Raw genomic sequence first — 16,111 nt, forward strand, 5'->3', positions numbered from 1 at the left:
GCTGCATGAAAGGGTTGCTTCATGACCAATCCTCTCCTGTCCCCCAGCACCCTGCCCTTTGGGCTGCCGCCGTTTGCCGACATCGACGACGCCCATTACGCCGAGGCGGTTGACGCCGGGCTCACCGAACATCTGGCGGAGATCCAGGCCATCGTGGACAACCCCGAACCGGCCACCTTCGGGAACACCGTACTGGCCATGGAGAAGTCCGGACGGCTGCTGGACCGCGCGGCGGCGTCCTTCTTCACCCTGGTTTCGGCCGACGCGTCCGAGGCCATCAGGAAGCTGGAGACCGAGCTCTCGCCCCGTTTCGCCGCCCATCAGGATGCCGTCTACCTCAACCGGGCGCTGTACGAGCGGTTCGCCGCCGTGGACACCGCCGGCCTGGAGGCAGAGTCGGCCAGGCTTGTGGAGGAATACCTCAAGGAGTTCCGCCAGTCGGGCATCCAGCTGGACGACGCCGGCCAGGACCGGCTGCGGTCCCTGAACGCCGAGCTGTCCCGGCTGGGCACGGACTTCGGGCAGCGCGTCAAGGAGGCCATGAAGTCCGCAGCGCTGCTGCTGGACAACGCAAACGACCTCGCCGGCCTCCCCGAGGACGAGATTGCCAGCGCCGCGGAAGCAGCCCGCGTGGCCGGGCACGAGGGCAAGTTCCTCCTGACGCTCATCCAGCCCAGCAACCAGCCAGCCCTGGCCGCACTGGACAATCGGGACGTGCGCCGGAGGCTCTTCGAAGCGTCCGTGGCCCGCGGCAGCTCCGGCGGTGACCTGGACGTCCTGGACCTCGTGAAATCCATGGTCAGGCTCCGGGGCGAAAAGGCCGCGCTGCTGGGATTCGCGAACTACGCCGAGCTGGTGGTGGACCGGCAGACCGCTCCGGATTTCGGCGCTGTCCGGTCCATGCTGAACCGGCTGGCACCGGCCGCTGTCCGGAACGCGGACGCCGAGGCGGCCGCCTTGGCCGAGAGCGCCGGACACCCGCTGGAGGCCTGGGACTGGGCGTACTACTCCACCAAGGTGCGGCGGGACCGGTACACCGTGGACGAACAGGCCCTCCGGCCGTACTTTGAACTGGACCGCGTGCTGACAGACGGCGTGTTCTTCGCGGCCACCTCGCTCTTCGGCATCACGTTCCATGAGCGCACGGACCTCTCCGGCTACCACGGGGACGTCCGGATCTGGGAAGTCCGGGAAGCGGACGGAACAGAGCTGGGGCTGTTCCTGGGCGACTACTACACCCGCGAAACCAAGCGGGGCGGCGCGTGGATGAATTCGCTGGTGGACCAGTCGGCGTTGCTGGGCACCAAGCCCGTGGTCATCAACAACCTGAACATCTCCAAGCCGCCCGCGGGTGAGCCCACGCTGCTCACCCTGGACGAGGTGCGCACCGCTTTCCACGAGTTCGGTCACGCCCTGCACGGACTGTTCTCCTCCGTCACCTACCCACGCTTCTCCGGCACGTCGGTGCCGCGGGATTTCGTGGAGTACCCGTCCCAGGTCAACGAAATGTGGATCATGTGGCCGGAGGTGCTGGCCAACTACGCCCGCCACCACGCCACCGGGGAGCCCCTGGCCCAGGACGTCGTCGACCGGCTCAACGAGTCCCGCCTGTGGGGCGAGGGGTTCGCCACCACGGAGTACCTCGGCGCGGCGCTGCTGGATCTGGCCTGGCATGTCCTGGAGGCGGACGGCGTACCGGAGGACGCCCTCGAGTTCGAAGCGAAGGCGCTGGCCGCGGCAGGCGTGGCGCATCCGCTGATTCCGCCGCGGTACCGGACGGGTTATTTCCAGCACATCTTCGCGGGCGACGGCTATGCAGCGGGCTATTACTCCTACATCTGGAGCGAGGTGCTGGACGCCGAAACCGTGGACTGGTTTACCGAAAAGGGCGGGCTGACCCGGGCCAACGGCGACCGCTTCCGGACCGAGCTCCTCTCCCGCGGCAACAGCCGTGACCCGCTCGAGTCGTTCCGCACCCTCCGGGGCCGCGATGCCACCCTGGAACCCTTGCTCAAGCGCCGCGGCCTGGAATAACACCCCGCGCCAACCGCCCGCCTCACAGGAGTTTTTGTCCACTTGTCACGACTTCAGGGGCGTTTAAGTCCCATTATCTGTACAAAAACTCCAAGTTAAAGAACGACGGCGGCGAGTCACCCAACAAAGGTGACTCGCCGCCGTCGTACTAACTAGAAGCGCAAGGCGCCGGGTTACCAGCCGCGCTCGGCGAGGCGGTGCGGCTGCGGGATCTCGTCGACGTTGATGCCGACCATGGCCTCGCCCAGGCCGCGGGAGGCCTTGGCGATGACGTCCGGGTCATCGAAGAAGGTGGTGGCCTTCACGACGGCAGCGGCACGCTGGGCCGGGTTGCCGGACTTGAAGATGCCGGAACCGACGAACACACCGTCGGCGCCGAGCTGCATCATCATCGCGGCGTCAGCCGGGGTGGCGATGCCGCCGGCGGTGAACAGGACGACGGGGAGCTTGCCGGTGGCGGCAACTTCCTTGACCAGTTCGTACGGGGCCTGCAGTTCCTTGGCCGCGACGTACAGCTCGTCCTCGGGCAGGGCCGCGAGCTTGGCGATCTCGGCGCGGATCTGGCGCATGTGCCCGGTGGCGTTGGAAACGTCGCCGGTGCCGGCCTCACCCTTGGAGCGGATCATGGCCGCGCCCTCGTTGATGCGGCGCAGCGCCTCACCGAGGTTGGTGGAACCGCAGACGAAGGGAACCTTGAAGTTCCACTTGTCGATGTGGTTGACGTAGTCAGCCGGGGTCAGGACCTCGGACTCGTCGATGTAGTCGACGCCGAGGGACTGCAGGACCTGGGCCTCGACGAAATGGCCGATGCGGGCCTTGGCCATGACCGGGATGGACACGGCGTCGATGATCTGGTCGATCATGTCCGGATCGGACATGCGGGAGACGCCGCCCTGGGCGCGGATGTCGGCCGGGACGCGCTCGAGCGCCATCACGGCAACGGCACCGGCGTCTTCGGCGATGCGGGCCTGCTCGACGTTGACGACGTCCATGATGACGCCGCCCTTGAGCATCTCCGCCATGCCGCGCTTCACACGGCTGCTGCCCGTCACGCTGTTGGCGGACGAGCCGGCTTCGTTGCTTACATCAGGTGTAGACACAAAAACCCCTATGGGTAGCTAGATGACCTTTCGCCGGCAGTGCAGGCGGCAAGGACATGCCGTTTTTCGCACACACCGGAACACCGGATCCATTGACCGGCAGTTCTAATATACTAGTCCCACCGCGGCGACGGGGCTTAATCAGGTCTGTTCGGAGTCTTCCAGCGACTGGACGCGCACGGCCAGGATGCGCTGGACCACCGTGACCAGGCTCGCGGCTGCAAGCAGCACCAGGGTGCCCAGCAGCACCACGGGCGGCAGCCCGACGCCGGTGAGGCCGGTAATCACCAGCACTGAGACCAACCGTTCGGCACGTTCGGCAATGCCCACGTTCGCCTGGAAGCCAAGGGATTCGGCCTTCGCCCGGACGTAGGAGACCACCATGCCCAGAACAAGGCAGACGACGGCGGCAACGGCGATGGGGGCGTTCGCACCGCCGGTGAAAAACCAGATGGCCAGGCCGGCAAAAAGGGCACCGTCCGCCAGCCGGTCCAGCGTGGAGTCCAGGAAGTTGCCCCAGCGCCCGCCAAGGTTCTGCATCCGCGCCATGATGCCGTCGATGACGTCGGAAAAAATGAACGCGGTGATAAAGACGGTTCCCCAGAACAGCTGCCCCAGCGGATAGAACACCAGGGCACCGACCACCACGCCTGCAGTTCCCACAATAGTGATGGCGTCCGGCGAGACGCCCATTCTTAACAGCCAGCGTGCAATCGGGGTAAACAGCGCGGTGAAAAACCCGCGGGCATGCCTATTCAGCATGCGTCTCCCCGGGCCAGGCTTCGGCAACCTGCTGGCGGACCTCGTCCAGCGTCTGGGTGATCGCCTTGGTCTGGGCGATGATGGGGAAGAAGTTTCCGTCCCCGCCCCAGCGCGGAACGATGTGCTGGTGCAGGTGGCCCGCGATGCCGGCGCCGCCCACGACGCCCTGGTTCATGCCGAGGTTGAAGCCGCCGGGATTCGCCACCTTCCGCAGGACGCGCATCGCGGTCTGCGTCAGCTCGGCGAATTCGGCAGTTTCCTCCACCGTCAGGTCCGTGTAATCGGGGATGTGGCGGTAGGGGCACACCAGCAGGTGGCCCGGGTTGTACGGGAAGAGGTTAAGCACCACGTAGCATGTGCGTCCGCGGTACACGATGAGCGATTCCTCATCGGTACGCGCGGGCGCGATGCAGAACGGGCAGTCGTCCTCGTTCTTGAACTGGTGCTGGCCGCCCTTGATGTAGGCCATGCGGTGCGGGGTCCACAGGCGCTGGAAGGCATCCGGAACGCCGGCCAGGCCAAAATCGTCCGTCACTTCGGCGTCGCCCGGATAGCCCGACCCTGTGTTCTCCTGCACGTATGCCCCCTCCGCCGCGGCTAGCTGGTCCGGTTGCGGACGGCGTCCACGATCCGCTGGACAGCCTCGGCCACCGGCACACCGTTATCCTGGCTGCCATCCCGGAAGCGGAAGGAGACAGCGCCCGCCTCGGCGTCCTCGCCGCCGGCGATCAGCACGAACGGGATCTTGTCCTTGCTCGCCGTGCGGATCTTCTTCGGGAAGCGGTCCGAGGAGATGTCCACCTCGGCGCGGATGCCGGCAGCCTTGAGCTTGTCGACGACGTCGAACATGTAGTCGTTGAAGGCCTCCGCCACGGGGATGCCCACCACCTGCACGGGGGCAAGCCACGCCGGGAAGGCGCCTGCATAGTGTTCGGTGAGCACGCCCATGAACCGCTCCACGGATCCGAACAGGGCCCGGTGGATCATGACCGGACGTTGGCGGGTGCCGTCGGCTGCCTGGAACTCGAGTTCGAAGCGCTCCGGCAGGTTGAAGTCGAGCTGGATCGTTGACATCTGCCAGGTCCGGCCCAGGGCGTCCTTGGCCTGGACGGAGATCTTGGGCCCGTAGAACGCGGCTCCGCCCGGGTCCGGGACCAGTTCCAGCCCGGAGGCCTCGGCCACTTCGGCGAGCGTGCGGGTGGCTTCCTCCCAGGTGGCGTCGTCGCCGACGAACTTGTCCTCGTTCTTGGTGGACAGTTCAAGGTAGAAGTCGTCCAGGCCGTAGTCCTTGAGCAGGCCGAGGACAAAGTTCAGCGTGGTGGTGAGCTCGTCCTTCATCTGCTCGCGGGTGCAGTAGATGTGGGCGTCGTCCTGTGTCATGCCCCGCACGCGGGTCAGGCCGTGGACCACGCCGGACTTCTCGTAGCGGTACACCGAGCCGAATTCGAACAGCCGCAGCGGCAGTTCGCGGTAGGAGCGGCCGCGCGAGCGGAAGATCAGGTTGTGCATGGGGCAGTTCATCGGCTTCAGGTAGTAGTCCTGGCCGGGCTTGCGGACTGTGCCGTCCTCGTTGTGCTCGGCGTCGATGTGCATCGCCGGGAACATGCCGTCCCGGTACCAGTCCAGGTGGCCGGAGACCTCATACAGGTGGCCCTTGGTGATGTGCGGGGTGTAGACGAACTCGTACCCGGCGTCCACATGGCGCTGCCGGGAGTAGTCCTCCATGGCCTTGCGGATGATGCCGCCCTTCGGGTGGAAGACCGGCAGGCCGGACCCCAGCTCGTCGGGGAAGGAGAACAGGTCAAGCTCGGCGCCGAGCTTCCGGTGGTCGCGGCGCTCGGCCTCGGCGATGCGTTCCTGGTAGGCCTTCAGGGCGTCCTTGGTGGGCCACGCGGAGCCGTAGATGCGCTGCAGCTGCTGGTTGTTCTGGTTGCCCAGCCAGTACGCGGCCGAGGACCGGGTCAGGGCAAAGGCGTTGGAGATGAGCTTGGTGTTGGGCAGGTGGGGGCCGCGGCAGAGGTCGCACCAGACACTGTCCCCGCTCTTGCGGTCGACGTTGTCGTAAATGGTGATGTCGCCGGCGCCCACTTCGACGTTGACGCCTTCGCCGGCGTCGGCGGCATCGTTCTTCTTGCCCAGCAGTTCCAGCTTGTACGGCTCATTCTTCATGGCCTCACGGGCCTCGTCCTCGGAGACGACGCGGCGGACGAACTTCTGGTTCTGGTTGACGATCTTGAGCATCATCTTTTCCAGCTGGCGCAGGTCCTCCGGGGTGAAGGGCTCGGCGACGTCGAAGTCGAAGTAGAACCCGTCAGTGATGTAGGGACCGATGCCCAGTTTGGCGTCCGGGCGCAGCTGCTGCACGGCCTGGGCCATGACGTGGGCGGTGGAGTGGCGCAGCACGTTGAGCCCGTCAGGGGACTCGATGGTGACGCCTTCAACCTCGGCGCCCTCGGGAAGGGGCTGGTCCAGGTCCTTGAGTTCGCCGTCGACCCGGGCCACTACGACGTCGCGGCGCTCAAAGAAGAGCTCCGCGCCGGTGGTCCCGGTAGTCACCTTCATTTCTTCGCCATCGACGATGAGGGTGATCTGCTGGGCATCTGACACGGGTGTCTCCTATTCAAAGTTCAGGCTTCGTAGCTTGCGGCGTACGGGGACCACAGCCAGCCTCGTCAATGCTATCTGTTGCTGAAGTGGCGAGCCAAAGCGCCACGGGAGCGGGGTCAGCTTCCCAGGCCGGTGATGGCCAGGCTTCTGCTGATGCCGTCCAGCGGTCCCGGCTGCCTGATTTCCTCAGGCACGGCGATCTGTTCAGCTTCAGGGAACGGCAGGGTGTCCACCTGGCTGAGGTCCCAGGCCATGCTGGCGCTGAGGCTGATGCCGCGCGGACCGGTCCGCCGGGTGGTTCCCCGGATAAGCAGCAGCCTGGTGCCGAACAGCAGCGGGCCTGCGTGCTCCTGGGCTTCATGGAAGAATACGGAATCCACACACCCGGTGCCGTCGTCGATGCTGATGAAGACCACCCTCCTGCCGCCGCGCATGGGCGGGGTCTGGGTGGCGATCCTGACGCCGGCCACCAGGACCTCGGTGCCGTTGCGCAGCGCCAGCAGCTTGTCCGCGGTGGTGACGCCAAGGCGGTCCAGGAGCGGCCGGTGGCTGGACATCAGGTGTTCGCTGACGTCCACAGCCATCAGGTCAAGTTCTGCGCGGACATTCTCCACAGTGGTGGGCTCCGGAAGCCCTGCCTTGACGTTCCGCAGTTCGACATCCCCCAGGGGCAGCGCGAGCTGCCCCTCAATAACGTCGGCACCTTTCCTGGACGGCTTGCCCTGAAGGGTTTGCAGGTGGTGGACAAGGTCTGCCCGGTTGGCCTTCCCGCCGGATTCCCGGTGCAGGGAGTCGAAGGCCCCCAGCTGGGCGAGCCGTTTGATGCTGGGCTTGCTCAGCCGCGAGCGGTCCCTCAGATCCGCCAGGGAGTCATAGGGCTGTCCGGCAATGATCCTTTTCAGTTCAGAACCGGAAAGCCCGAAGATGCCGTTGAGGCTCAGCCGGATGCCCAGCTTCCCCTTGCCCGGTCCTTCCGTGACACGCTCCACCCGGTATTCGGCGCCGCTGCGGTTGATGTCCAGCGGCAGGATGGGGATGCCCATGCGCCGCGCTTCGGCAACAAGGAGACGCTTGGGGTACATTCCGGGATCGTGTTCCCACAGGCCAGCGAGGAATGCTTCCGGGTGGTGGGCCTTCAGCCAGGCCGACTGGTAGGTGGGCACGGCAAAGGCGGCACCGTGGGCTTTGCAGAACCCAAAACTCGCGAACGATTTCAGGGTGCCCCAGACCTTGTCCACGACGTCCGGCTTATATCCCCTGGCTTTAGCCTCGCGGCGGAAAAACTCCTCGACGTGGGCTTCCCCGACCTCGTTGCTCAACGCCCTGCGGAACTCGTCCGCCTTGGCCAGCCCGCAGCCGGTCATCACGTCGAAGGTCCGCAGGATCTGCTCATGGAAGACCGTCACCCCGTGGGTTTCCTGCAGCACCTGCTTCAGGTCAGGATGCGGGTAGGTCTCCGGCGCGAAGCCGTGCCGGTGTTCGAGGAAGGGCCGGACCATGTCCGATTTCATGGGCCCCGGACGGAACAGCGAGATGTCGATGATGAGGTCGTTGAACTCCCTCGGTGCCATTTTGCCTACCAGCTCCCGCTGGCCCGGTGATTCGATCTGGAAGCACCCCAGTGTGTGGGTGCTCCTGATCAGCTCATACGTCGGCTCGTCATCGAGGGGAACGGCATTGAGGTCGATCAGGCCGTCCTCGCTGATGTAATCCGGCCCATTGCCCCCAGTGCCAACCGGATGGGCTCCGGCAGCCACCACTTCAGCCTTGGAGGGATGGATGCGGATGATCTCCCGCACGGCAAAGGCCATGGCGCTTTGCATCCTGACTCCCAGGACATCAAGCTTCAGCATGCCCATGGGATCCATGTCGTGTTTGTCGAACTGGCTCATGGGCAAGCCAAGGCCGCTGGGCTGGACAGGGGTGCGGTCCAGCAGGGTGGCATCACCGAGGATCACGCCGCAGGGATGCATGGAGATGTGGCGCGGAAGCCGGTCCAGCCGTTCGGTGAGATCCACCAGCAGGTCAAGCTGCTGGTTCTCGGAAAAGTTCCGCTGCTCCACCCTTCCGGCGAATTCGCGGAGTTCGGGTTTCTCCTCCAGCGCCTCCCGGAATTTCCGTGCTGAAAAGCGCCACAGCTGCTTGGCAATCTCCCCGACATCGTCGTCGTCCATCCCCAAGGCCAGCCCGGCGTCCCGCACCGCACCGCGAGCGCGGTACCCGTTCTGCATGCTCATCAGCGTGACGCGCTGTGAGCCGAACCGGTCGAAGATCTTCCGGTAGACGTTGTGCCGTTCTGCGCTTTCGACGTCGATGTCGATGTCCGGCAGGGTGGACCGGTCACCGGAGAGGAACCGTTCGAAAATCAGGTCATGCTGGAGCGGGTTCACCTGGCTGATGTCGATCAGGTAGTTGACCAGGCTGGAAGCCCCCGATCCCCGCGCTGCCGCCCTCACGCCCATGTCCAGGATCATGCGGGATACCTCGGCAACGGTGAGGAAGTAAGAGGCAAAACCAAGCCGGGCAATGATCTTCAGCTCATGCTGGAGCCGGGCACGCATGTCCGCTTCGGCTTTGCCGGAGATCCCGGGGAACCGCCGCGCAATTCCTGCCTCGCAGCGCTGGGCCAGTTCCGCCAGCGGATCCCCCTCAATACCAATGACGGCCGCCTCGGGCACCACCGGCTGCTTCCAGCCCATGTCAGACTCGGGATCCATGCGGCACCGGTCCGCGAGCGCCTCGGTCTGGGCAAGCAGCACTTGGAGATCGGCGGTCCCGTATCCGGCGGCATGGATGATTTCCTTGCCCAATTCCACCATCTGGTCCGGTGTTTTCAGCCAGCCCTGCCCGTTGGGCTGGAGCACCGGCGCGGCGGAGAGCTCGGGAAGCGACTTAAGCGTGCGGGCGGAATCCAGGACGTCGGCTGTTGCAGCCCCGTCCTCCTCGCAGTACCGGACCGAGTTGGTGAGCACGGCCGGCACGCCAAACTCCTGGGCCAGCTTGAGCATGCGGACCGCGTGGGCGGTACTCAACGGCTCACCTGGCGCGCTGAGGTGGGTAACGATCTCTGCTGCGATGCTTCCTGCCGGCATGGCGTCCAGCCAACTCTTGAAAAGGGTGCGGGGGCGGAGGTACCGCCGCCCGCCCAGTGCGAGGCCGACGTCGGAATCCGGTCCCAGCAGCACGGTGAGCACCGGCTTCAGGGTTTCCGGGTCAAGGACACGTGAGGCGAGTTCAGCCCTGGTGACGGCAACGGGGACCGCTCCCCCCGCTTTGCCTGTAGTGCGGGCATGGGCGTCGGAGATCAGCCGGCACAGGGCTTTGTATCCAGCGCCGTTGTTGTGGCCGTGGGCGACGACCACAACCCGCCCGGTGATCCGGCTTGCTGAAAACCGGTTTTTGATGGTCCGGGCCGCTGATGCTTGTGAACCGGGCAACCCGGCATCCAGGTCCCCCTCGTCGTCAAACACTGAAAGATCGACGCCGACCACCGGGTCAATCCCGGCAGCCATGCATGCCTTGAGGTGCTTTACGGTGCCGTACAGGCCGTCCCGGTCAGTGCAGCCGAGGGCGGTGGCTCCCTGGGCCGCTGCTGCCCGGGCGAGGTCATCGGGCCAGGAGACACCGTAGTGGGCGCTGAAAGCGGTGGAAACGTGAAGGTGAGTGAAGCTCATGCTGACTTGGGCCGGATTGTGTCTTGGGGCCGGAGGGCGTCGTGGATCCTGATCAGCCGCCAGCGTCCGCTGCCGGCATGCCGCACCAGATCGAGGGTCAAGGGTTCCGCCGACGGTTCAGCGGCGGGAGTTTCAGGGTGAGGGTTTCTGCCGGCGGGAAGGACCTGCACCCGCCAGATCTCATGGTCCACCAGGCCGGGGCCGCTTCCCAGCGGGGCCCGCCGTTCTTCGGCCCACCACTGGCGGCGTTCGTACCACCGCACCGGCTCAGCGCAGACCAGGTAATCAGTGCCGCCCCACCGAAGCTCCGCAGGCTGCCCGCCAGGTGCGCAGACGACGTCGACAGACTCGCTGAACATTCCCATGGGTGCCTCCGGAAACCAATCTCATCCTGCAGAAATACGCAGATATTCGAAGCAGATATTCGAACATGTATTCGAATATAACCAGTCTACGCCGGGGGGCGGACAAAACCTAGATGGGTGTGGACGGACGGCGGCTCACAGGGCAGGATGGTCCCATGAGTTCCAATGACGCGCTCCTGAAGCAGGTAAGCATCGCCGCCAAAGAAAGCACACTGGTGGCCAAGTTTGATATCGACGGCAGCATTCCAGCATCGGGCGCCTTTGTTGTGGGGCTCGTGGCTGCCACTCCGGACTATTCACATCAACGGAGGCTGGGAATCGAGTTCATGAACGGCGAGGCCGTCTCGATCTACTCCTTCAGCCATGACGGCACGGAGGAGAACTTCGACCTCAGCAGCGTCGAGCACTCGGGCAACACCATCACGGGCAACTTCCCGATGAGCACGGTCCTGGGGCTCGACAAGAGCCACCTCATGTCCGCGTTCAGCGAGGCCGACGGGCGGGAATTCCAGTCCGGCGTGCCAGTCGAGGAGAAGCTCTAAGGGCTGGTGTCCCGCACGCAGCATTCAGGCGCCAGCCTGAAGCTGCCGCTGCCGCATCCCGGCGCGCCTGCCAGAGTCACGCGGCTGCCGGAGGCAACAGCTCAGCTGTTGTCGTTGTGGATTTTCATCTCAAGCTCGATGAACTTCGAGATCATGGCCCGGTACGTGGTTTCCACGATGTCCGGGTCGATTTCTTTTTTCTCTGCGGCCGCGCGCACATGCTCGATGACCCGCTCCACGCGTCCGGGGGCGCGCACTTCGGCATCGTCACCCTTCAGCGTTCCCGCGATGCGGATCAGCCGCTCGCGGCGTGCGATCAGCGTGACGATCTGCTCGTCCACCTCGTCCACCGCGATCCTGACGGCGGCGAGCTGTTCCCGGTCAGCCTGGGCGTGTTTCTCGTCTCCGTGATTTGTTGGCATGTCCATGACAGTATCGAACCATGCAGCCCCGGGTCGATTTTATTTCATTGGGAGTGCGAAGCGTGGCCGCCTCCCGCCGCTTCTATGTGGACGGGCTGGGCTGGCCGGTCCACCGCGAGGTTCCCGACGAGGTGGTGTTCATCCAGGCCAACCACGGCCTGATTCTCTCCCTGTGGGATGCCGGGCAGATGCAGGCCGAGGCCGCCGTCGATGCACCCGCGGCTGTACCCTGCATTACGCTCAGCCACAACGTCGGCAGCGCTGAGCAGGTGGACCAGGTGATGGCACAGGCCGAGTCCGCCGGCGCCGCCGTCGTGGCCCCTCCCAAGACCCAGCCCTGGGGCGGGTACACCGGGTACTTCGCCGATCCGGACGGCTTCCGCTGGGAGATTGCGTTCAACCCCACCTGGACGGTGGACGACGGCGGCCAGGTCACCGTCTGATTGCAGGGCGCCGGGCCGCAGCCTTAGAAGAGGGCCTCGACAGGTTCGATGAGGTCAGGGGAGTTATTGCGGACGTTGCCCACCGCCTTACCCACGGAATCCACCCGCCAGCCGGCAGCAACGTCCTTCACACCGGAACGGACAAGATCCACCAGGCCGGCGGCGTCGTCCACCTGCGGATCGAGCCAGGCCGACATGGTGTCGCGGCTCATGGGCAGCGGGACGCGGTCGTGGAGTGCTGTCAGTTCGGCAAACACAGTGCCTTCAGTTCCCGCCGGCGGCGAGTCCGCCGTCATGATGGACATGGAGAGCATCCACTGGCCGGGTTCACCCGGCGGCACGGACGGGTCCTTCCACCACTCGTACAGTCCGGCGAAGGCCAGGGCGGAGTCGTCCCGCGGGTGGACGTAGTAGGGCTGCTTGCTGCGGCCTTCACCCTGTTTCCATTCGTAATAGCCGTCGGCCGGGACCGCGCAGCGCCTGGACTGCACGGCCTTGCGGAACGCCGGTTTCTCGAGGACCGACTCGCTCCTGGCGTTGATCATCTTGGCCCCGATGCCCGGGCTTTTCGCCCAGGACGGCACCAGGCCCCAGCGCGCGACGTGCAGCTGGCGGACTGTGCCGCCGTCGATGAGCCGCTCGAGGACGATGGGGGCGCCATCGGTAGGCGCCACGTTCCACGACGGCGGGATTTCGGTTTCGTTCTCAAGTTCAGCGTCGAATTCGGCCAGCAGATCCCCCACTGCCCGGGCCATGACGTAACGTCCACACATGGCACCAGCATGCCATTGCAACAGAGGCCGGGGAATACCGGTGCCCGGGTTACGGTTGTGGGGAAGGAAACCGACAGAACCATATCAATCCGAGGAGAGCCCGTGGACTTTACCCCCGAAGACGGCACTATCACCATGTTCTCGACCACCTGGTGCGGCTACTGCAACCGGCTGAAGAAGCAGTTGGACGCCCAGGGCATCGGCTACACCGAGATCAACATTGAAGAGGTGGATGGCACGGCCGAACTCGTGGAGCAGATCAACGGCGGCAACCGCACCGTCCCCACCGTCCTCTTCCCGGACGGCACCGCGGCCACGAACCCGTCCGCGGCCGAGGTCAAGAGCAGGCTCGCCGCGTAGGGCTGACGCCACAGGATGTAACAGCAAAGGCACCGGAGACCGGTGCCTTTGCTGTTTCCTTTGCTGCTTGCCTGTCCCTGCGGCGCATCAGACCTTTTCGCCGACCCTGTCCTCCATCGGCATGGAAGCGTGCGCTTCCCCGCCGCGGGGCTCCTTGCGGCGGGCCAGGAAGGCCCACAGCCTGGTTTCGTCCGCGTGGGTCCGGGGTTCCGGATGGTCCACCGGCGTCGGTTTACCGGGCCCTGCTTCCGGCCGCGCCGGTTCCCGGTGCGGCTCAGGCTTCCGGACGGCGTCCTTTCGGGTGTCCCAGCCAAAATCCGCCCGCGATGAATAGCACATCACTGACCTCCTTTTCTGCGGCTGTTCCTTAATCGTCCTCTTCCCAGCGTTTGAAATCGACCGGTCTGGGTACGAAAAATCCGAGCGGGCCCCGCTCCTGGCTGCGCCAAGTCCGGCGCGTTACAGTTCGAGTACCTTCCCGCGTTCCTCTGTACATCCTCCCCATGGAGGGAGCCGGCCTCGTTCTGGACAGTGGGATCTACTCCCCCGGCGCCGTCTTCCAGGTTCCTGCGTTCCACTTCAACACCGCCGACATCCACGCGGCCCACGCATTCATGACAACCCGGGGCGTGGAACTCACCGATGTCAACGACGACCAATGGTTCAACTTCCGGGACCCGGACGGAAACGTCCTGATGATCTGCCAGATTCCCCCGGCCACGGAATAGGGATCACGCGCGCCGGCGGCGGGACACAGCGCTAGGCGCGAAGGGTGCTGAAGTCCGCGTGGCCCATGGTGGCGTAATCCGCGTAGGTCCGGACCACGGCGTCCTCGATGGCCTGCACGTCAAGGCCAGGCACCAGGTCGTTGACCGCGCCGGCGGTTGCCGGGTCCCAGTCCAGGCCCAGGGCAGCGTAACTGGCCGTGAGCACCTCACGGATGGGCGCCGAGTTTTCCACCACGACGACGGAGCTGAACAGCCATGCGCCGGACACCACACGCTGGGCTGTGCCCACCAGCTTGACCTTGTGGGCAGGGGCATCAGGCGCGAAACCGTGGACGCTGTATTCGCCCGGGCAATACTCCCCCGGGATCTCGCCGACGGCGGCGTGCACACCTACGCTCTGCAAGGCTCCTGCCAGCATCCCGCCGAAGAATGCGAACCGGCCCTTGGCTCCGGCGATGGCATCACTGTGCGGCTCCACATGGTCGATGATGAGGGTGCCTTCATGGTAGGCGGCGGCGCGGCCTCCGGCCTTGCGGATCAGCGGTTCAAACCCCAGTTCGCGGCAGGCCTGGGCGGCGGCACCGAAGCCGGGCAGGCGGGTGTCGCGCTGGCCGAAGGCAACCGTCGGTGCGGGCCGGTACAGCCGAAGGGTGGGGCCGAGGTCGCCTGCACGGGCCTTGCCGAGGAGCTCGATCCCGAAATCAAGGTCCCGGACGGCGCCAAGGGACTGCTCCTGCCGGACGAGGGTCAGAGTCCGTGAATCAGCCCCGGCCTGCTGCATGTTGCTAAGCTCCCTTATGGTCGTGTTGCAATTTCTGGTGGTCGCCGCTGCCTTCGCCGTGATCGACGCCGTGTGGCTCAAGCTCATGAACCCGTTCTACCGCAGCCACATCGGTGAATTGCTGGCCGGCCGGCCCCATCTAGGGTACGCCGTGGCGTTCTATTTGATTTACATTGCGGGGATCGTTTTCTTTGCGCTGCGGCCGGCGCTCGACGGCGGCACCTGGCTGACCGCCGTCGGCCACGGGGCGGCGCTGGGCGCCTTCGCCTACGCGACGTACGACCTCACCAACGCCGCAACCCTCAAGACCTGGCCGCTGCAGCTCATCATCGTGGACATGGCGTGGGGCGCCCTGCTGACCGCGCTGGCCACGCTGGCGGGCTGGCTGGTCTTCCGCTAGGGCGGCAGCGGTCAGGATTTCCGCAGCGTGAGGATCTGTTCCGCCCGCCCGAACGGGCCGGACAGGTCATGGAGCACCGTCGAGGTGAGGCCGATGCCGTCGGCGCCAAAGGAGACTGCGTTGTCCAGCCCCAGCCATTCGCCCTCCGGGCGCCGGTACATGTGGATCTGGAGGTCCAGGTTCGGGAAGGCGTAGCTGCCCTTGCCCGGGGGCACCCGCGCGGCGATGCCGTTGGCGGTATCCACGAGCCCCATGAGCCGGGCCATGTCCGAGCTGTCCTTCCCGTCCGTGAGCGGGTGGTCGGTGCGCAGCCACACCTTTCCGGCGCCGGGCCGGTGGCCTTCGGCCACCCTCATGTCCAGGGAGCGGATGTAGCCTCCCGGCCACACGCTCGCGCCGTCGTAGGGCTTGCATTCGTCCGGCGACGGGATGGTGCCATCCTCGACGGCGGCCACCGCGGACGTGTCGCTGGTGACCATGCGCCAGGCAGTGGCCCTGATGGCCACGCGGGCGGCCGCCACCAGATCGGCCTGGAGCAGCTCGATGGTGCGGCCCGGGCGCAGCGTCGTGGTGACGATTTCACATTCGCCGCCGGGGATCAGTCCCAGGATTTCGTAACTGAGCCTGGCCATCCGCATGTCGTCCCGGGGTTCGTGCCGCTCCAGCCGGTCCGCCAGGAGGCCCGATGCCGGGGCCATGTGCTGTTCGTGGGCGTTCCATGCCCCCTGGGCGTGGATGGTGGACCGAAAGCGGCCGCCACCCAGGTCCTGGTAGTAGAAGTCGCCATTGGCGAGTTCCGGGAGTTCAGCAGTCAACGTCGACTCCTTCAAAGCGTGATCGGTTAATCCCGGTTCACTCTATCGTTTCCGGCGCACGGAGACGTGACAGGTAGCGCAGGCATGGTGGTCACCCCCGGAACAAGCTCCACCCAGTCAGGCGTGCAGGTCACATTCGCCTCCACCCTCGCGGCCGGCACCGCGGCCCCGGAGGAAGGTAACGGGCCGAAGGTCACAGGACCGCACGCGTCCGGCGCCGCATATTTTTGCCGCGCCGGACGCGCGCTTAACGTCCCGACGTCCATATGATGATCTGGGTAGACTCGGAGACCGGTCCTTCTAGC

The 16,111-nt window shown here is 65.6% G+C and carries 18 protein-coding genes; 7 read left to right on the top strand and 11 right to left on the bottom strand.

Going from position 1 to position 16,111, the window contains the following annotated elements; all coding sequences use genetic code 11:
- Positions 1–21 precede the first annotated feature (21 nt).
- Complete coding sequence (locus ACFRAH_RS10270; RefSeq protein ID WP_377990785.1) at positions 22–2,034, top strand: M3 family metallopeptidase; 2,013 nt, start codon at positions 22–24, stop codon at positions 2,032–2,034.
- Positions 2,035–2,207: 173 nt separating this feature from the next.
- On the opposite strand, the gene pdxS is transcribed toward ACFRAH_RS10270, so the two are convergent.
- From pdxS to ACFRAH_RS10300, 6 genes are all read right to left on the bottom strand, one after another.
- Entirely contained in the window at positions 2,208–3,134 is a 927-nt protein-coding gene (pdxS, locus tag ACFRAH_RS10275) for a pyridoxal 5'-phosphate synthase lyase subunit PdxS (protein ID WP_377990786.1), read from the bottom strand.
- 141 nt (positions 3,135–3,275) lie between these two features.
- Entirely contained in the window at positions 3,276–3,896 is a 621-nt protein-coding gene (pgsA, locus tag ACFRAH_RS10280) for a phosphatidylinositol phosphate synthase (protein ID WP_377990787.1), read from the bottom strand.
- Entirely contained in the window at positions 3,886–4,473 is a 588-nt protein-coding gene (locus ACFRAH_RS10285; protein WP_377990788.1) for an HIT family protein, read from the bottom strand. The genes pgsA and ACFRAH_RS10285 overlap by 11 nt, the downstream gene beginning before the upstream one ends.
- 20 nt (positions 4,474–4,493) lie before the next feature.
- Positions 4,494–6,458, bottom strand: coding sequence for a threonine--tRNA ligase (gene thrS, locus ACFRAH_RS10290; protein ID WP_377990874.1), 1,965 nt, complete (start codon positions 6,456–6,458; stop codon positions 4,494–4,496).
- Between the two features lie 161 nt (positions 6,459–6,619).
- Positions 6,620–10,177, bottom strand: coding sequence for a DNA polymerase III subunit alpha (locus ACFRAH_RS10295; RefSeq protein ID WP_377990789.1), 3,558 nt, complete (start codon positions 10,175–10,177; stop codon positions 6,620–6,622).
- Positions 10,174–10,542: a hypothetical protein gene (locus ACFRAH_RS10300; RefSeq protein WP_377990790.1), complete on the bottom strand. Its 369-nt coding sequence runs from the start codon at positions 10,540–10,542 to the stop codon at positions 10,174–10,176. The genes ACFRAH_RS10295 and ACFRAH_RS10300 overlap by 4 nt, the downstream gene beginning before the upstream one ends.
- A gap of 155 nt (positions 10,543–10,697) precedes the next feature.
- Between ACFRAH_RS10300 and ACFRAH_RS10305 the strand changes: the two genes are divergently transcribed.
- A complete protein-coding gene (locus ACFRAH_RS10305; RefSeq protein WP_377965650.1) occupies positions 10,698–11,084 on the top strand; it encodes a hypothetical protein in 387 nt (128 codons plus the stop codon).
- Between the two features lie 101 nt (positions 11,085–11,185).
- Here the strand turns inward: ACFRAH_RS10305 and ACFRAH_RS10310 are convergent, their stop codons facing one another.
- Positions 11,186–11,512, bottom strand: coding sequence for a chorismate mutase (locus ACFRAH_RS10310; RefSeq protein WP_377990791.1), 327 nt, complete (start codon positions 11,510–11,512; stop codon positions 11,186–11,188).
- Positions 11,513–11,526: 14 nt separating this feature from the next.
- Between ACFRAH_RS10310 and ACFRAH_RS10315 the strand changes: the two genes are divergently transcribed.
- Positions 11,527–11,949 (top strand): VOC family protein, encoded by a 423-nt coding sequence (locus ACFRAH_RS10315; RefSeq protein WP_314192087.1) that lies wholly within the window; start codon positions 11,527–11,529, stop codon positions 11,947–11,949.
- A gap of 23 nt (positions 11,950–11,972) precedes the next feature.
- Here ACFRAH_RS10315 and ACFRAH_RS10320 read toward each other — a convergent pair whose 3' ends face one another.
- Complete coding sequence (locus tag ACFRAH_RS10320; RefSeq protein ID WP_377990792.1) at positions 11,973–12,722, bottom strand: SOS response-associated peptidase; 750 nt, start codon at positions 12,720–12,722, stop codon at positions 11,973–11,975.
- Positions 12,723–12,824: 102 nt separating this feature from the next.
- On the opposite strand from ACFRAH_RS10320, the gene ACFRAH_RS10325 reads away from it, so the two are divergent.
- Positions 12,825–13,082 (top strand): mycoredoxin, encoded by a 258-nt coding sequence (locus ACFRAH_RS10325; protein ID WP_078028863.1) that lies wholly within the window; start codon positions 12,825–12,827, stop codon positions 13,080–13,082.
- Between the two features lie 87 nt (positions 13,083–13,169).
- Here ACFRAH_RS10325 and ACFRAH_RS10330 read toward each other — a convergent pair whose 3' ends face one another.
- On the bottom strand, positions 13,170–13,421 hold the full coding sequence (locus ACFRAH_RS10330) for a hypothetical protein (protein WP_377990793.1): 252 nt from the start codon (positions 13,419–13,421) through the stop codon (positions 13,170–13,172).
- 164 nt (positions 13,422–13,585) lie between these two features.
- On the opposite strand from ACFRAH_RS10330, the gene ACFRAH_RS10335 reads away from it, so the two are divergent.
- Positions 13,586–13,810: a VOC family protein gene (locus ACFRAH_RS10335; RefSeq protein ID WP_377990794.1), complete on the top strand. Its 225-nt coding sequence runs from the start codon at positions 13,586–13,588 to the stop codon at positions 13,808–13,810.
- Between the two features lie 31 nt (positions 13,811–13,841).
- On the opposite strand, the gene ACFRAH_RS10340 is transcribed toward ACFRAH_RS10335, so the two are convergent.
- Entirely contained in the window at positions 13,842–14,591 is a 750-nt protein-coding gene (locus ACFRAH_RS10340) for a biotin/lipoate A/B protein ligase family protein (protein ID WP_377990795.1), read from the bottom strand.
- A 16-nt stretch (positions 14,592–14,607) separates the two neighbouring features.
- Here ACFRAH_RS10340 and ACFRAH_RS10345 point away from each other — a divergent pair, with 16 nt between their 5' ends.
- Positions 14,608–14,991, top strand: coding sequence for a DUF2177 family protein (locus ACFRAH_RS10345; protein ID WP_377990796.1), 384 nt, complete (start codon positions 14,608–14,610; stop codon positions 14,989–14,991).
- 11 nt (positions 14,992–15,002) lie between these two features.
- On the opposite strand, the gene ACFRAH_RS10350 is transcribed toward ACFRAH_RS10345, so the two are convergent.
- Positions 15,003–15,806, bottom strand: a complete 804-nt coding sequence (locus tag ACFRAH_RS10350; RefSeq protein WP_377990797.1) for a thioesterase family protein — start codon at positions 15,804–15,806, stop codon at positions 15,003–15,005.
- A gap of 66 nt (positions 15,807–15,872) precedes the next feature.
- On the opposite strand from ACFRAH_RS10350, the gene ACFRAH_RS10355 reads away from it, so the two are divergent.
- Positions 15,873–16,076, top strand: a complete 204-nt coding sequence (locus tag ACFRAH_RS10355) for a hypothetical protein (protein WP_377990798.1) — start codon at positions 15,873–15,875, stop codon at positions 16,074–16,076.
- The last annotated feature ends 35 nt before the right edge of the window (positions 16,077–16,111 follow it).

It is taken from the genome of Arthrobacter sp. NPDC056727, from assembly GCF_042790555.1.
GTDB lineage: Bacteria > Actinomycetota > Actinomycetes > Actinomycetales > Micrococcaceae > Arthrobacter.

Bases quoted from the DNA above. Each gene is read 5' to 3' on its own strand.
- ACFRAH_RS10270 (WP_377990785.1), top strand. From the start codon at position 22: ATGACCAATCCTCTCCTGTCCCCCAGCACCCTGCCCTTTGGGCTGCCG.
- pgsA (WP_377990787.1), bottom strand. From the start codon at position 3,896: ATGCTGAATAGGCATGCCCGCGGGTTTTTCACCGCGCTGTTTACCCCG.
- thrS (WP_377990874.1), bottom strand. From the start codon at position 6,458: ATGAAGGTGACTACCGGGACCACCGGCGCGGAGCTCTTCTTTGAGCGC.
- ACFRAH_RS10295 (WP_377990789.1), bottom strand. From the start codon at position 10,177: ATGAGCTTCACTCACCTTCACGTTTCCACCGCTTTCAGCGCCCACTAC.
- ACFRAH_RS10300 (WP_377990790.1), bottom strand. From the start codon at position 10,542: ATGGGAATGTTCAGCGAGTCTGTCGACGTCGTCTGCGCACCTGGCGGG.
- ACFRAH_RS10305 (WP_377965650.1), top strand. From the start codon at position 10,698: ATGAGTTCCAATGACGCGCTCCTGAAGCAGGTAAGCATCGCCGCCAAA.
- ACFRAH_RS10310 (WP_377990791.1), bottom strand. From the start codon at position 11,512: ATGGACATGCCAACAAATCACGGAGACGAGAAACACGCCCAGGCTGAC.
- ACFRAH_RS10315 (WP_314192087.1), top strand. From the start codon at position 11,527: ATGCAGCCCCGGGTCGATTTTATTTCATTGGGAGTGCGAAGCGTGGCC.
- ACFRAH_RS10320 (WP_377990792.1), bottom strand. From the start codon at position 12,722: ATGTGTGGACGTTACGTCATGGCCCGGGCAGTGGGGGATCTGCTGGCC.
- ACFRAH_RS10330 (WP_377990793.1), bottom strand. From the start codon at position 13,421: ATGTGCTATTCATCGCGGGCGGATTTTGGCTGGGACACCCGAAAGGAC.
- ACFRAH_RS10335 (WP_377990794.1), top strand. From the start codon at position 13,586: ATGGAGGGAGCCGGCCTCGTTCTGGACAGTGGGATCTACTCCCCCGGC.
- ACFRAH_RS10340 (WP_377990795.1), bottom strand. From the start codon at position 14,591: ATGCAGCAGGCCGGGGCTGATTCACGGACTCTGACCCTCGTCCGGCAG.
- ACFRAH_RS10345 (WP_377990796.1), top strand. From the start codon at position 14,608: ATGGTCGTGTTGCAATTTCTGGTGGTCGCCGCTGCCTTCGCCGTGATC.